Annotated in this window: 20 protein-coding genes; 14 read left to right on the top strand and 6 right to left on the bottom strand. The window is 47.4% G+C overall.

Annotated elements, in window-relative coordinates:
- Positions 1-31: 31 nt before the first annotated feature.
- The 6 genes from M3089_RS03130 to M3089_RS03105 all read right to left on the bottom strand — a co-directional run bounded on the left by M3089_RS03130 (position 32) and on the right by M3089_RS03105 (position 5,880).
- Positions 32-1,840, bottom strand: coding sequence for a reverse transcriptase/maturase family protein (locus M3089_RS03130; RefSeq protein ID WP_249081720.1), 1,809 nt, complete (start codon positions 1,838-1,840; stop codon positions 32-34).
- Between the two features lie 546 nt (positions 1,841-2,386).
- The gene (locus M3089_RS03125) at positions 2,387-3,556 is read right to left on the bottom strand and encodes a site-specific integrase (RefSeq protein WP_204404684.1); all 1,170 of its coding nucleotides are present in this window, start codon (positions 3,554-3,556) and stop codon (positions 2,387-2,389) included.
- Between the two features lie 250 nt (positions 3,557-3,806).
- Positions 3,807-4,040 carry a hypothetical protein gene (locus tag M3089_RS03120; RefSeq protein WP_249081718.1) on the bottom strand — a complete coding sequence of 78 codons (234 nt, stop codon included), beginning with the start codon at positions 4,038-4,040 and terminating at the stop codon, positions 3,807-3,809.
- Between the two features lie 387 nt (positions 4,041-4,427).
- Entirely contained in the window at positions 4,428-5,129 is a 702-nt protein-coding gene (locus tag M3089_RS03115; RefSeq protein ID WP_249081716.1) for a hypothetical protein, read from the bottom strand.
- Positions 5,126-5,494, bottom strand: coding sequence for a hypothetical protein (locus M3089_RS03110; RefSeq protein ID WP_249081714.1), 369 nt, complete (start codon positions 5,492-5,494; stop codon positions 5,126-5,128). The genes M3089_RS03115 and M3089_RS03110 overlap by 4 nt, the downstream gene beginning before the upstream one ends.
- A gap of 2 nt (positions 5,495-5,496) precedes the next feature.
- On the bottom strand, positions 5,497-5,880 hold the full coding sequence (locus M3089_RS03105) for a helix-turn-helix domain-containing protein (protein ID WP_249081712.1): 384 nt from the start codon (positions 5,878-5,880) through the stop codon (positions 5,497-5,499).
- 321 nt (positions 5,881-6,201) lie between these two features.
- Here M3089_RS03105 and M3089_RS03100 point away from each other — a divergent pair, with 321 nt between their 5' ends.
- The 14 genes from M3089_RS03100 (at position 6,202) to M3089_RS03035 (ending at position 15,082) form a co-directional block, all read left to right on the top strand.
- On the top strand, positions 6,202-6,396 hold the full coding sequence (locus M3089_RS03100) for a hypothetical protein (RefSeq protein ID WP_249081710.1): 195 nt from the start codon (positions 6,202-6,204) through the stop codon (positions 6,394-6,396).
- Positions 6,397-6,400: 4 nt separating this feature from the next.
- Positions 6,401-6,673, top strand: a complete 273-nt coding sequence (locus M3089_RS03095; protein WP_249081708.1) for a hypothetical protein — start codon at positions 6,401-6,403, stop codon at positions 6,671-6,673.
- A gap of 19 nt (positions 6,674-6,692) precedes the next feature.
- Positions 6,693-7,652, top strand: a complete 960-nt coding sequence (locus tag M3089_RS03090) for a recombinase RecT (protein ID WP_249081706.1) — start codon at positions 6,693-6,695, stop codon at positions 7,650-7,652.
- A gap of 141 nt (positions 7,653-7,793) precedes the next feature.
- Positions 7,794-8,993: a hypothetical protein gene (locus M3089_RS03085; protein WP_249081705.1), complete on the top strand. Its 1,200-nt coding sequence runs from the start codon at positions 7,794-7,796 to the stop codon at positions 8,991-8,993.
- Positions 8,994-8,997: 4 nt separating this feature from the next.
- Positions 8,998-9,666: a PD-(D/E)XK nuclease-like domain-containing protein gene (locus M3089_RS03080; RefSeq protein ID WP_249081704.1), complete on the top strand. Its 669-nt coding sequence runs from the start codon at positions 8,998-9,000 to the stop codon at positions 9,664-9,666.
- Positions 9,667-9,670: 4 nt separating this feature from the next.
- Positions 9,671-10,108, top strand: a complete 438-nt coding sequence (locus tag M3089_RS03075) for a DUF1367 family protein (RefSeq protein WP_249081703.1) — start codon at positions 9,671-9,673, stop codon at positions 10,106-10,108.
- 6 nt (positions 10,109-10,114) lie between these two features.
- Positions 10,115-10,312 (top strand): hypothetical protein, encoded by a 198-nt coding sequence (locus M3089_RS03070; protein ID WP_249081702.1) that lies wholly within the window; start codon positions 10,115-10,117, stop codon positions 10,310-10,312.
- Positions 10,297-11,736 (top strand): DEAD/DEAH box helicase, encoded by a 1,440-nt coding sequence (locus M3089_RS03065; protein WP_249081701.1) that lies wholly within the window; start codon positions 10,297-10,299, stop codon positions 11,734-11,736. Before M3089_RS03070 ends, M3089_RS03065 begins: the two co-directional genes overlap by 16 nt.
- 155 nt (positions 11,737-11,891) lie before the next feature.
- Entirely contained in the window at positions 11,892-12,176 is a 285-nt protein-coding gene (locus M3089_RS03060; RefSeq protein WP_249081700.1) for an HU family DNA-binding protein, read from the top strand.
- Complete coding sequence (locus M3089_RS03055) at positions 12,173-12,589, top strand: crAss001_48 related protein (RefSeq protein WP_249081699.1); 417 nt, start codon at positions 12,173-12,175, stop codon at positions 12,587-12,589. Before M3089_RS03060 ends, M3089_RS03055 begins: the two co-directional genes overlap by 4 nt.
- A complete protein-coding gene (locus M3089_RS03050; protein WP_249081698.1) occupies positions 12,586-13,227 on the top strand; it encodes a DUF4494 domain-containing protein in 642 nt (213 codons plus the stop codon). The genes M3089_RS03055 and M3089_RS03050 overlap by 4 nt, the downstream gene beginning before the upstream one ends.
- Positions 13,217-13,630: a VRR-NUC domain-containing protein gene (locus M3089_RS03045; RefSeq protein ID WP_249081886.1), complete on the top strand. Its 414-nt coding sequence runs from the start codon at positions 13,217-13,219 to the stop codon at positions 13,628-13,630. The genes M3089_RS03050 and M3089_RS03045 overlap by 11 nt, the downstream gene beginning before the upstream one ends.
- A complete protein-coding gene (locus M3089_RS03040; protein WP_249081696.1) occupies positions 13,627-14,442 on the top strand; it encodes a DUF4373 domain-containing protein in 816 nt (271 codons plus the stop codon). The genes M3089_RS03045 and M3089_RS03040 overlap by 4 nt, the downstream gene beginning before the upstream one ends.
- The gene (locus tag M3089_RS03035; RefSeq protein WP_249081694.1) at positions 14,411-15,082 is read left to right on the top strand and encodes a P-loop NTPase family protein; all 672 of its coding nucleotides are present in this window, start codon (positions 14,411-14,413) and stop codon (positions 15,080-15,082) included. Before M3089_RS03040 ends, M3089_RS03035 begins: the two co-directional genes overlap by 32 nt.

Here is a 15,082-nt window from a genome sequence, read left to right as displayed (position 1 = left end):
ATGTATACGGCTCTCCGCCCATAACGGCATTTTAGCTATTCTCCGCATGAATCATGTTATGACATTCTGCACAGACGATTAAAGATTTTCTATGCATTTTGAGCATTTTACGTTCCCATTCGGTTTTGCCTCTTAAATCTGAGAGTTTCCTGACGTGGTGTGACACAACATTTCCTTCTTTTCCGCACAACTCACACTTATTTGCAGTCAGTCTTTCGACCAGACTCATAGATGGAGTGTTGAACAAGTAGGGCAAGTTATCACATTTTTGAGTTCCCAAGTCGGTAATACGCTTGAAGCCCTCATTGTAAAACACCCTTGGTTTGCGTTCGCCTTTCTTGTCCGTATACCACACCACAAATTTATCATCTTCACGATACTTGTCTGTTATGGTTCTGACGGAACTGTTAAGTTTTTGCGCAAATGTCTTTAGCATACTGAACCTCATGATACATCCAAATGAACGTCCAAGTGCCGATGCATTGTTTGCAATGGAGTAGTAGTTGTAGAATCCTCTGATTTCTGTGTTGAAACGTGCTACTATGTCTTGTGGCTCATTGTCTATCAGGTATGTTCTACCTTTAGACCTCCACACTTCTTTGCCATTTTGTGTTTTCACATTCATGGCTTCAAGACTCAGTAACTTCTTCTTTATTACTTCTCGTGATACGTGTAGTATCACATTACCATTACGATGTCTACGAGTTTCTCCTCTTGCATTTTTCTGCGTTGTGTAATCTTTACGGACTGATATTTCATAGCCGAGAAATTTTGCACTGTCTTGTGCGTTGGTTATCAAGGTCTTTTCTTGTGACATTTCCAATTTTAGCTTCTTTTGCATAAATTGTGTGACATCCGCCTTGATTTTCTCGCACTCTGCTTTATTTCCAATGACCCCTATAAGGAAATCATCAGCGTAGCGTACATAATTCAATCTACGGAAATTCTCATCCATATCGTTACCGCTCGGCATAGTCAGTATTTGCTGTTGCTTATTACGAACTTCCTCCCGCATTGCTTTCAATTTATCAACGTCCGTCACCTCCTTCATTCTCTTCTTTAGATAGTGAACTCGATTGTTCAGTCTGCCGATATCCTTGTTGCGGTGTCTAACTTTACCCTTATGGAAATCTTGTGCATACTTCTTCATATACTTATCGAACTTGTCCAGGTAGATATTAGCCAGTATTGGACTGATAATTCCACCTTGAGGCGTACCCGAATAAGTTCTATTGAAGTGCCATTCTTCCAAATATCCAGCGTTGAGAAATTTACGTATTAACCGAAGGAAACGTTCGTCAGATATGCGTTCCCTCAGAATTTCTATCATCACGCCATGGTTGATATTGTCAAAGAAACCTTTTATGTCTCCCTCAATGAACCACTTTGTTCCGTTGAAATTATTCTGTAGACTCTTAAGTGCCGTGTGGCAGCTTTTGTGTGGTCTGAAACCATGTGAAGTCCGTTCAAAATATCCTTCGTATATGGCTTCGAGAACCATTCTCACTACCTCTTGCACTAATTTATCTGCAAACGTAGGGATACCGAGCGGACGTAACTTTCCGCTCTTCTTCGGTATGTAAACCCTCTTTGCCGGTTTAGGCCTATAGACTTCGCTTTTGAGACTGTCTATTAATGCGTGTATCTTGTCAATGCTCATGCCGTCCTCCGTCTGTCCATCAGTACCGGGTGTCATATTGCCTGGTTTTGCATGAATGCGCTGATATGCGACTAAGAACATCTGCTCATTGAACAGAATACGATAGAGTCGTTCGTATTTGTAACCTGACTCGTTGCTGTGTTCAGCTAAAATGTTTAATACTTGCTCGGGATTTCTCATACGTCTCTCACGTTTTCCTTTGTTTGTACTAAAGTTATGGACTGTTCCCCTTCGCCATGTACAAGCCGTTAACTTGCTCGGACTACTATGAGAACTCCGTTGCCATATCAGATATTCAGAGACCAGCTCTCATAGCCTTTGAGGCGTTCTGACTTAGGCAATCCCCAGTTAGTTTCACTTGATAACTATTAGCGTGACATATTGTCGGATGCGACTTTCGTTCTTGTCCGCTTATTGCGGCTGTGTCATAGTCGGTTCTTAATGCTCTGAACTAACGCACAAAATAGCCAGAGTACTATGAAATAGCGTATATAAAAGCCTTCCGCTATTGCAAGATGTGGTACCACCGAACTATCGTTCAACCAATCAAGGCTTCATCCTTATATATGTCGTTTCGTCTTGCCCTTCAGTCGCTACTTGGCTATTAGTAGACTCAGGGCTTTAATCAGCATGCTACACTCCCCGTTAGGTTTCCCCGTCGGATAAGCTGATTGACGATAGGATTATATTGAACCCAATCCTAACTTCTTGCTACAGAAGTATTTATCAAGCGACCAATCTGGGCGCACTCGCATAGATTTGCGTCGTCTTGATGCTCTTGTGTCCGAGCATCGAACTCACAGTTTCAATAGGTACGCCGTTTGACAGGAATACCGTTGTCGCCGCCGTGTGGCGGCTCTGGTGCCATGTAAGGTGTTTCGTGATACCGCAGCGTTTGGCTACGGCTCGTATTCCATACAGACAGGTCATGTAATGGGGGACAGGGAATATCCTTCCGTCCTCACACAGTCCGCGGTATTTTTCTATGATTCTTCGGGGCAGGTCCAGCAGGCGGATATTCGATTCCACGCCCGTCTTCTGGCGGTTGATGTTTATCCACTCATGGTTGTCGAAGTATGTACGGATATTTTCCTCTCGCAGATTGCGCATATCGGAGAATGACAACCCCGTGAACGCACAGAACAGATACAGGTCACGGTAAAGCTCCTGTTTGGCGTTTTTCAGTTTGCCGTCCATCAGCATACGGATTTCCTCTTTCGTGAGAAACCCTCTTGTCGTTTCCTCTTTCTTGATTTCATATTCACGGAACGGGTCGCGTGTCAGCCATTCATTGTTAATGGCAATGAACACCATTGTCCGTAACGGACACACATAAAGCCAGACCGTATTGGTACAGCAGTGCTTGTCCGTGCGGAGAAACATTTCAAAATCGGAGATAAATGCCGGAGTAAGTTCCTTAAGGGCAATATCCTTCACATGGTATCGGATATTCAGGAACTCTTGCAGGTGCTTGTAAACGACCAGATATTTTGAAAGCGTGGCTTTGGCTTTCATGCCGGCTTCCACCTGTTTTGCATAATCCTCGTTGTGCTGGCGGAACACCTGCATCAGTGTATGGCAGCGGTGTTCCAGTCCGAGAAAGGCATTCTTCACTTTTTCAGCCGTCACAAAATTGTCACGCTCCATGATTTCCTGATAGTGCCTGTTGATGCTCACACGCATCTTGTCAAGCAGGCGGTTTGTTTCAAGTGCGGCTGAACTTCTTCCCGTGACACGTCCGCCTTTCGTGTCCCACAATTTGGGATCGACCGAAAGTTTGCTGCTGAATTGCGTCTGTGTTCCGTCCACTGTGATACGTCCCATAACCGGTACTGTACCGTCTTTCTTCACTGCCTGTCTTTTCAGGTAGAAGATAACTGAAAATGTACTCTTCATCGTTCTAAAATTTTTTTGGTTTCAAATTTAGTTCGTGAAGAATCCTTCGTCGCTACGCAAATCATTGAGGAATACTGCAATTCTCGTTCACGCCGCATTTTCTTGCGTGAGTTGTTAGTAACTCACTGGAAGTTAGTGTTTTCTATATTCTTCCAACCTCATCATAACCTGTTTTGGGCATGGTCACGAATTGGTAACGCTGCGATGTCCTAACTTGGCTTTTTCATTGCTTTTTCTGTCTTTCATTTTTTCAAGCCATCTTCCTAAAACGCCTATCTGCCAATAACTTTGCTACATTTTTCTGTTTATCACTTTTTATTCGTACTTTTGTAGCTGGAATATACCCCGTTGAAATCAAGAGAGTTAGAAGAATTACCTCGTTTTGGGGTAATGAGTTGGCAACCGTCCTAATTGCCGTGGTCTGCATCGCTTTGCTTGTTCGGGTAACTTTTTTCGCCATTTTTGTACCTCCTGTGTATCTCATCACGAAAATCCGAGGATTATCGTTTGCAAGGTCGTGGAGAATGTTGATTATGGTTAAGATAGTTCACGATGGTTGACAAATAACAAGAGAAACGAAAAAATTTAACCACGAAAAAAAATAGAAATCCTTGGGGTAAACAGGGGTAAACATGATGATTTTTGGGGTAAACATAGAGTAAAACAAATATGATCATTTGGTTCAATTTTAGATGTCGACTGCACGAACTGTCTTAACGCAATTCAGGCTGTAATTACCGCTAAAGCAGTGAATTACAGCCTGATATTAGAAATTAAATGATAACTTCTAATCTTAGAGAGTGTCCTCGACCGCAGCCTGCGCCGCGGAGAAAAACAGCTATTTTACAGGGGGTTACTCTTTTTAGGTAAATTATTCTCGTCCTAAACTTCCAATCTCATCAAAATCAATTTTTGAATAATCAGCGTTGATGAAGCCAATAAGGTGCTTGTCGCCTGAAAGCTCGACCTTGTTTCCTGTTCTGACGTATGTCATGTGGTACGTTTCAGACTTCTCTTCAAAATCGTATTCCAAAGGTTCGGAAACGTTTAACGTCCGTACTTTTGTCCGCACCTCATTGTTTTCTCCTAAGTAGATTGTATCAGCCCTGACGATGTTGTCGCCATAAAATTGGCGTAGTGTCAGGCTGTCGTCCTTAACAGTTATTTCCGTAGTATATCCATTCCCTACATCTTCCCGGTATGTTTGGTTAGGATAATGGCTTATCTTAACCTCGTATGTTGCCAACTGATACGTTCCTTTTATGCGATGGACGTCTTTCAGTTGGCAATTTTCGTCTGTGCCAAAAGAAAGCAGATATTCACCAGTCTTCGCGAATGATTTGTTAATAGTATCTGTTTCTTGCTCTGTTCGGCTTTCCGACTGCAAACGGCCCAGTATATCTTGTGGCGGAACAAATTGTTCCTCATCTATTGTTGAAGTTGGAACATCAGTATAAATCTGATGCCAACTCGTATTTGACAGCACATTGTCGTAGACGCTTTCATCGTCATTTGAACAAGAAAGCAAGGCAAGGCCAATACTCGCTAAAAGTATGTTTTTTGTTTTCTTCATTCTAAACCCATTTCTTCTAATCTGTTGTCGATGTATTCCGTTGATGCACCGGCTTTTTGCAGACGGTCTATAAACACCTCCACATTACAGTCATGCAGCATCATCAATTTGCTTATTTCAGCTTTTGAAAAGCATTCATTACAGAAAACCCAATCTCTTTCTTTGATGAACTCGTATTTACTTCGCTTTGTGGTAAAGAACGGCACACCCTTATATGGGCATCCGCCATTGTGTATTACATCGTTCTTATCAACAAAGTATTCGTCATCGTCCATTATTGGGAAAATGGTGTGTGCATAACCTATGATTGTCGCTACCACAAATAGTGTAATTAAAAATATCGCATACACCTTTGTGTCGCTCATTCTCATTTCCTGCCCTCCATCAACACATTTATCAACCTTTCTTTCTCAGCCAATAAATCTTCCAGTAATTTAACTCGTTGTTGTAACAATTCCACCTCACCTGACGTGTTGATAGCATCTCCATTGACTGTCGCAGGCGAATAGTTACCTTGTGTTGAGACGTGATTGTTTGCAGTCTGCTCCCCGATAAGCAACCATTTTGCGTCTACATCAAGCGTCTTGACGATTTTGGCGACCATATCTACTGAGGGCTTAGAACGTCTCTTATTACCAAGATAATTAGACAGTGCAGTCGGCCCCAAACCAATTGAGGTGGCAAAAGCAGCTTTATTACCTCCGAAACGCTCATTTACAAGCATTTCCATTCTGTCGTTAATAGTTTCCATTGTTAATTAATCTAAATTGTCTAATTTTGTTTATTCAAATGGTTTGTATTTCAAATCATTTGTCTATCTTTGCACCATAAAGTTAAACATTAAACATCAAAAACAAGAATAAAATGCCGAAAAAACAGACGTTTACAAGCGAATTAGAGCAAATGAAGGTCGGGGAAGCCAAAGAATACCCGGCAGCAAAATGCACCTCCGCACGTTCGATGGCGAGCACGTTGAGTTTCCGATTTAATCGGAAATACACTACAGAGATAGACAAGACGCGCCGTATCGTAATCGTGAAAAGAATTCAGTAACCGATTAAATCATTTCACTATGGATAAGACATTCTCATTCGTTCAACTGATTATCGCAGTCGTGATTTTTCTCTGCGTTGTTTCAGGAGTTATCGGCCATATCGTACTGGGCCACATCACTTCTATTTTCGGCTTCATAGTAAGCTTTGTGTTTATTGCACTGTCATGGGTGCTGATCCGCATCTCATACAAGGAACTGCGCGAAAACCGATAAAGCCATGCTAACCCTCGATTTCTCCGACAAGTCAGTCTCCTACGCAACCTTTGTCCGCGACGTGGCTTCCGAGGTTGTTCGCCAGCTCAAAGAGCAACGCGACGAACCTGAAATGATTAGCCAAAACAAGGCCTACACCATGTTCGGAAGAGGAAACGTAGACCGTTGGCGCCGGCAAGGAAAGGTACATCCCTGCAAACGTCCGGGAAAGATAGAATACTTTGTCGCCGAATTGAGGAAAGCACAGCAAAGACAACAAGATTATTTCGATTTATAACCCTATAAATAACAAGATTATGAATAATCAAGAAACCTTAAACCAAGCGCACATCATCGCGTCGCTCAAAGCTACTGATGTAGTACGCAACGAATACGTGCGCCAGCAGTTCATCAACGTCTACAATGCCATTTGGAAAGAGGGCGGCGAGGGCGCGTATGAGCGCGAAGCAATGTATTTCAACAATCAGCTACGTGACAAAGACAACTTGCGGAAATGCACGGGAATGTCTGTGTTCCTTGCATTTATCGACCTTGCCGTCCGTGGTCTTTCTCTTGAACCGGGCGCACAGGCATTGTGCTACCTCCTGCCGCGCAACTACAAGATTTCTACGCCACAGGGCGACCGTTGGGAGGCACGTTGCAATCTTACCATATCAGGATATGGCGAACTGGTGCTGCGTGCCAAGGCCGGACAAATCCAATATGCCGACAACCCTGTAATCGTCTATGAGGGCGACGACTTTTCTTTTGGCGAGAAAGACGGACGTAAGTATGTCAACTATTGCTGCCGCATACCTCGCACTTCAAACCACATCATCGCTTGCTTCTTGAAGATTACCCGTTGCGACGGCACGGTAGACTATTCCGTAATGACGGAAAGCGACTGGAAACGCCTTGAAGTCTATTCTGCCAAGAACAATGCCTATTACGATGCAAATACCCGCCAACGTGTGGAGCGTGCCAACGACCTCTACAACGTTAATGGGCAGATTGACCCCGGTTTCCTTGCTGCTAAGTGCATCAAGCACGCATTCAAGACTTACCCGAAGATAGCCATCGGCAAGGGCACACAGCTTGAAAGCGATGTTGTAGAGCAGCCGGAGCAGGACTTTGACCCATACGGAGGCATGGCCGACGGCTCGGACAATGAACCGCAACAGCAGAATGAGCCGCAGACCTTTGCCCCTGCGCAAGATATGTCAGCAGGTGTTACGGTTGACCCCTCGGCCGGAGGCAACTACGATGATGTGTTCTAACCATTAACCATGCCACCTAAAAGATGTACGGATTGCAAGGACAGCTTCAACGGCATTAACGGGCTGTTCTGCGAAAGACTTCACAGATATATCCACCATGCGGACACCGTACAATGTGAGCCGCAACAACAATTACCCGATATGAACAACAACGAATTATCAATCATCCGGCCTGAAAACATGAAAGAAATAGTGATGGCCGCTCCCGGTTCTTATGAAGTCAACCGCAAGTCGCGCGACAACTGCGTCAGCTTCGGACAAAATATACTCACTGCCATTCAGCAGCAAGGCATGAATGACGACCTCGACAAACAGGCTGCGGTATTCATCGAAAAGGCACGCCGCACAGTCAAGGTGATGAATGAGCGTCGCTCTCCTGTAACTAAACTGTTCGACCAAGTGCGCACAGCATTCACCACCATTGAGAATGAAATCGACCCCTCTAAGTCCGGCACCATTGGCTACCAGCTTCAGCAGCTACGCAACCAATACGCCGCAAAGAAGCGTGCAGAGGAGGAACAACGCCGCCGCGAAGCGTTGGCACGCCAACAGGCGGAAGAAACCGCACGCAAGTTCCGCATGGACGTGGAGGACGACTTCAAGCAGCAGTTCCAGCAGCTTGTGAACGCTTCCCTGAACAAAATCTCCGAACTGGACAACAATCTGACGCTGGACAACTACGACGGAACACTATCCACGCTGAAAGCCATGAAAGAAAATGTCGGCAAAGGCATTCCCTCTACATGGATGGAAAAGCTGCACACCACGCTGCGCATCCCGATGGGTGTCAAGGCTGCCGAAGTGGAAAAAGAAATAAAGGAAAAGCTCGCAAAGCAGTTCAACGACCAGTATATCGCCGAGGTGGGCGACACCCTCGAATACACCCTCGACCGTCTCCCCTCGAAACTGGCTAATCTTGAACGCATCGCCAAAGCCAATGCCGAGGAAGCAGCACGCATCAAGGCTGAAATGGAAGCACGTCAAAAGGCGGAAGCCGAGCGCATCGAGAAAGAACGTGCAGCACGTGAGGCAGAGGCTAAGGCGAAAGCTGAAATGGACAAGCAGACTGCCGAAATGACTTCTTTGTTCAACCAACAGGCAACTGTATCAGATTACCAGCCTAAGACAAAAGTCACCAAGAAAATACAGCTTCTTAACCCCGAGGGCATTATGCCTATCATATCGCTATGGTGGAGCAAGGAGGGATGCACGCTTTCTGTTGAGGAGCTGGCCAAGACATTCAAGAAGCAAATCACGTTCTGTGAGAAACTCGCCAACAAAGACGGCGTGTTTGTCAATGACGAGAGCGTGGAATATGTCGATGAAGTAAAAGCGAAGTAATACTATGAACCATAACCCAGATGAATACTATAACCGTACAGAGGTCTCCAACTCCGACCTCACAGCCCTGCGTGACATCATCCACCCACGGCCGCAGTTCGGCGACCGTGAGGCGGCATTCCGCTTCGGCACGCTGGTGGATGCAATCATCACAGAACCGGCGCGTGTCGATTACTATCGCCTCACGGTTGATGATGTGCAATACACCGACGACGAGTTTCTTCACGCCAAGGAGATGCAACGCTCGCTTCGCATGGAGGCACGCCACGACCAGTTTCTTGCCAAGGTGCTGGAGTTGGCGGACACGCAACGCTTCATGGTGAACCACGGTCAGGAGTTCACCTACTGCGAATATCCTTTCCACCTCGATACTCGCTGTAAGTGGGACTGGTATCTGTCTGCTTTCGGCTTCGGTGGCGACCTGAAAACCACCTTCGCCAGTTCGCAGCAGGAATTCGACGAGGCGGTGGACTTCTTCGACTGGGACCGCAGCCGCGCATGGTACATGGACATCGCGCACAGCGACCGCGACTTCATCTATGCCATATCGAAGAAGAACTGCAAGGTGTTCAAGAAGTTCATCAACCGTGGCGATGAGATATACAACCGTGGCCGGGAGAAGTACGAGGAACTGGCATTCCAGTGGTGGCTCTTAACCCCTAAAACCGCATAGCACTATGGACATCTATTGCCGCGTAACTCCTTACGGTCTTGTGCCGCTCTACGACAGCGACCACGACTTGAAGCAGCGTCTGCGTGTCGGATCCACCGTCCGTTGCCGTGTCAGCCAGCCGCGCAACTACGAGTTTCACAAGAAGTTCTTTGCGCTCGTCAGGCTGACCTATGACAACCTGCCCCTTCCGCTCGTTGAGCGGTGGAACATACGCAGTGTGGACGATATGCTGCGCCGCTTCAAGCGCGACCTCGGTTATTTCAAGTCGTCTGTCAACGAGCTTGGCGAGCGTGAGATTGAGTACAGCAGCATATCGTTTGCGGCAATGGATGAAGAAGAGTTTGAGCGGTTCTATAACGGCAGCGTAAATCTCGTGCTTGACAAGTACATACGGGGACTTGAACGCGAGGACTTGCTGACCGAAGTTGAACATTTTAAGTGAAGTATTATGAAACCAAAAGTAGGACAATGCTATTACGCGCCTCGTGGACGTGCTTTCCGCATCTATCGCTACGATTATGTGGGAGAAACGACATCATCGGCTTCTCCGCTCCCCGACGAGCCTTTTTACTATAACAGAGAGGAAGCCCGCAAGCGTGTTTACGAACTTAACGGATGGAGGTACAAGCCATGCAAAAAGAACTAAGACACCGCCTGCGTGTTGAGCCTTATCCCTACCAGCGCGAGGGCATTGAATACGGCCTTGACAAGAAACGCCTCATCATTGGCGACGAGCCGGGGCTTGGCAAGACCTTGCAAAGCATCGGCATCGTCGATACGGCCAACGCTTATCCCTGCCTCGTTATCTGCCCATCTTCATTGAAGATAAACTGGCAGCGCGAGTTCGAAAAGTTCACAGACAAGTCAGCATTGGTACTCGACAATTCTGTACGCACCACATGGCCCTACCTACTCAAAATGGGTATGCACCATGTTGCCATTGTGAACTACGAAAGTCTGCGCAAGTATTTCGTGTGGGATATAAAAGGCGGTAAGTCGTTCCGCCTGAAGGATGTGGTGTTCTGTCCGCAGATTAGGATGTTCCGTAGCGTCATCATTGACGAGAGCCACCGTGTGAAAGACCCGTCGGCTCAACAGACAATCTTCACCAAGGGGATTACGACTGGCAAGGAATGGATTATCCTCCTGTCAGGCACGCCAGTTGTCAACCGCCCGGAGGACTTGGTGGCGCAACTCTCCATCATGGGCAGGTTGCAGGAGTTCGGCGGACGCACCAAGTTCATGGCCGACTATTGCACCGACCCCAAGGACAAAAAGGCGGAACCGGCCGTTCCTCTGTCCGTGTTGAGCAACCAGTTGTATGCCAACTGCATGATACGCCGCGAGAAAGCCAAGGTGCTGCCACAGCTGCCCGACAAGACGCGCGTTGACCTCTATGTGGACATCAGCAACGCACCCGAATACAACCTTGCAGCCGCCGACCTTGCCGAATACCTGCGGCAATATACCGAGTGTACCGATTGGGAGATACGCCGCAAAATGCGCATGGAAGCTCTTGTGCGTTTCATGACGTTGCGCCAGCTCGCCACGCTGGGCAAGGTAGCACAGGCGGTGGATTTCATACGCACGTTCCTTGACAGCGGAAAGAAGCTCATTGTCTTTTGCTCGCTCCACGAGGTGGTTGATGCGCTGTGCAAGGCATTTCCGCGTGCCGTTACCGTTACAGGGCGCGACAGTGCGTCCTCCAAACAGGTGGCGGTGGACAGCTTTCAGAACAACCCCGATGTGCAGCTCATCGTCTGCTCCATCAAGGCAGCAGGTGTTGGCCTCACGCTTACTGCTTCGTCCAATGTGGTTTTTGTTGAACTCGCATGGACTTACGCGGACTGCTGCCAGTGTGAGGACCGTGCGCACCGCATCGGGCAAAAGGACAACGTGACGTGCTACTATCTCCTTGGCCGTGGTACGATAGACCAGACCATCTACTCGCTCATTCACAAGAAGAAATCTATCGCTGCTGAAATCATGAACAGTGACGATGACATCCCTACCGACGAGATGTATTTTGACGAGCTTGTAGCTTCATTCCTTAACTTTTCTGACGGTTAAGCCTATGGAAGTATGCAAGACGGATATTCGCAACATCATCCGCTATTTGGATGACGCGGCCAAGTTATACGACACCCATCGTGGCCAACGCTATGTATGCCGGGCATGGGTGATAAGAAGATTGATTGAAAAGTTAAACCGTAAACTCAAAAAAGATGAAGAAAATGACCAAACAACAACTCATTGAGCAAATCTCGGAGCGTACAGGATTGCGTCGCTCCGAAGCAAAGAAAGCGGTTGAGGGAGCTATGCAAGTCATATCGCAGGCTCTTGCTTCCGGTGAGAATGTTTACCTCCGTGGCTTCGGCACATTTGCTGTCCGCAATGTTGGCGAAAGAAAGGCGCGCATCGTGGCCACTGGTGCTGAGTGCGTCGTTCCGGCTCACCGCACGGTGAAATTCAAAGTGAGTGAAGAACTTAAAAACGCATTGAACAAATGAAAAAGTACATCGGAACAAAAGAAATTCAGGCCGAACCAATGACAATGGGCGATGCCTATCGCCGGGGATTGCTTCATGCCGGACGTGTCCCCAACGAAAGTGAGAAGTCAAAAGCCGGTTATTACGTCAAGTACGACAACGGCTATGAAAGCTGGTCCCCTGCCGACGTGTTTGAGAAAGTCTACCGCGTGACAGACACTTTCCTTGACCGTCTGCGCATTGAGCGTGACGACCTTTCCCTTCGATACAACAAGGCGCAGGATTTCTATTACTCTCCCAAGTTTAAGGAACTGCTTTGGCCGCATGAACAACAGGCTTTTGAAACGCAGCTTGACCTGATGCGCAAATACCTTGCAGTTCTTGATGCGAGAATACAATATGCCGAAAACAAACCTAATACTTGCAACGCATGAAACTATTTGAATGTGGCATCCGCTACGAGAAAACATTAGAAAATGGGATGCAGAAGAAAGTGACGGAGCTGTATATCGTAGATGCGCTCTCGTTTACCGAGGCCGAAAGCCGTATCATCGGCGAAATGTCCTGCTTTATCAGCGGTGAGTTTGCCGTTGTGTCCGAAAAAATCACCAACTATTCTGAATTGGTTAGTTCAGACATTTCGTCAGCCGACAAGTGGTACAAGGTAAAGATTAACCTTATCACACTCGACGAGAAAACAATGAATGAGAAAAAAGCACCTCTTTACCTGCTTGTTCAGGCTTCCGATATTGACGACGCACGAAAACGGCTCAACGAACACATGAAAGGTACTATGTCCGATTGGGTTTGTGAAGCCGTGCAGGAAACAAAAATCATGGATGTGTTCCTGTATGCACCTGACGCTCCTCACAAGAAGGCACAGACTTACGAAGATAAGGCTGTTCAGGAAGCAGCCGATGCCGTCGCAAGTTCTCCAAGCTGCCAGCGTGCCGCCAAACGTTTCATCGACAGCATTCCCGACGGACAGAAGGTTACCATCAGTGCCACCGGCTGCAAAGACGTGGTGATAGACAAGACGCACGATCATGAGAAAGTCCAAGATGACGCTTGATGAAATGCTTGCAAAGGCCAACGCCAAAACACCGCGAAAAGCACCCTCAGACGAGGAACACAGGTTACAAGAGGTCTGTGTGAGGTGGTTCAACCTCAAATATCCTCATCTTCGGGGGCGGCTTTTCGCTGTGCCGAACGGCGGACGGCGCGACGCTGTAACAGGCGCGAAGCTCAAGGCCGAGGGCGTGGTGGCCGGGGTGTCCGACCTTATCCTGCTCAAAAGTACGCATCGGTTTGGTGCGTTGCTTATCGAGATGAAAACGCCCAAAGGTAGGCAAAGCGAACATCAGCGTTGGTGGCAGTCGGTTATCTGCGATAAAGATGAATACAAATATGTAGTTTGCCGCTCCCTCGACGATTTCATTCGGGAGGTGCGCTGCTACCTAAATGACAGTAAATGAATATGGCACGTACCGCAAAGCAAGGTTTGGGATATTTCCCTTTCGACATCGACTTTTTTCAGGACTTGCGCATTAGGAAACTAATCAAGTATCAAGGTGGCAAGGCCATTACCGTATATGCTCTCCTGCTATGTCTTATCTACAAGGATGGGTACTACATCAGGTGGGACGAAGAGCTGCCCTTCATAATCTCGGAACAGACCGGGTATGATGAGGCGTATATACGCGAGGTCATCCAGTGCTGCCTGAACATCGGGTTGTTTGCTAAGGAACTGTACAAGGCCGAAGGTGTGTTGACATCGAAAGGAATACAGGTGAGGTATATGAATATCAACCGTCTTTGCAAGCGCGTGGCAACCGTTACGGTCTATAATCTTATCACGGATGACACCGGCACCGATAAACCGTCAACAGGAACCTCACGGAAAGGAACGGCGAAAAAGCGCACAGCCGCCAAAAAGCCGAAAGAACCACCGTTACCGCCTTATCAGCCTTATACGCTCACGCTTGACGAGGAAATCGAAGCATTGAAGAATGAAACGGCTTGGCTCGACCAGCTTCAGGTGCTTCACCACATGGATGTGGAGGAACTTTGCAAAAGACTTGACGAGTTCAGGTTGCATTGCGCTTCTGATGGGAAAGAAAGGCACGAAAGCCTTTCCGATGCAAAACAGCACTTTAACAACTGGCTGCGTATAGTGGCCGGTAAAAAACAGAATGAAGATGTTACAATTCGGACAGAACAAAGAAATAAACGCAGAGGAAATATTCTCCGCGCTGATGAAGAGAAAACGTATGGTGGAACGTTTTAGGTTTCCGTACATGCAACGGCAGATGTACGACCTCCTGCTGGCTGCTTGCCGGGCGGAAGTGGCTTTGCGCCACCGTGAGTTTGTAGCCTCCGACAGCTACCTGCGCCACATTGCCGATGTCGCGCGGTGGCTCACGGGTACGGACACCACCTTTGGATTGTTCCTCTGTGGCAACCGTGGTAACGGCAAGACAACACTCGTAAAGGCTATGAAGTCGCTCTACAACTTGCTGCATTCCGATGAGGGATACACCTCGCAAAACGATTGCTGGCCGCTCTTCGGCTTCGAGATTATCACGGCCAAGGAACTGGTGTTGCTGGCCAAGGCGTACAACAACCGCACACGTGACAATATGTCCGATGTAGGCCGTTACAAGCGGCTGCGCGATGTGGAGGTGCTGTGCATCGACGACCTCGGCACCGAGCCGCGCGAAAGCCTCAACTATGGCGATTACGTCAATGCGGCAATGGACATGATTTCCTATCGCTACGAGGAACAGTTCTGCACAATGGCCACAAGCAACCTTGCCGCCGACGAGATACGGGAGTATTATGACGAGCGTTTTGCCGACCGTTTCCGCGAAATGATGCAAATCGTTGACTTCGGCAACGAAGCCTCGTTCCGAACGATTAAAAGATGA

This window comes from Marseilla massiliensis (genome assembly GCF_023336985.1).
Lineage (GTDB): Bacteria > Bacteroidota > Bacteroidia > Bacteroidales > Bacteroidaceae > Prevotella > Prevotella intestinigallinarum.
The sequence above is the reverse complement of the archived record's forward strand: the minus strand, read 5'-3'. Positions and strand labels throughout refer to the sequence as shown.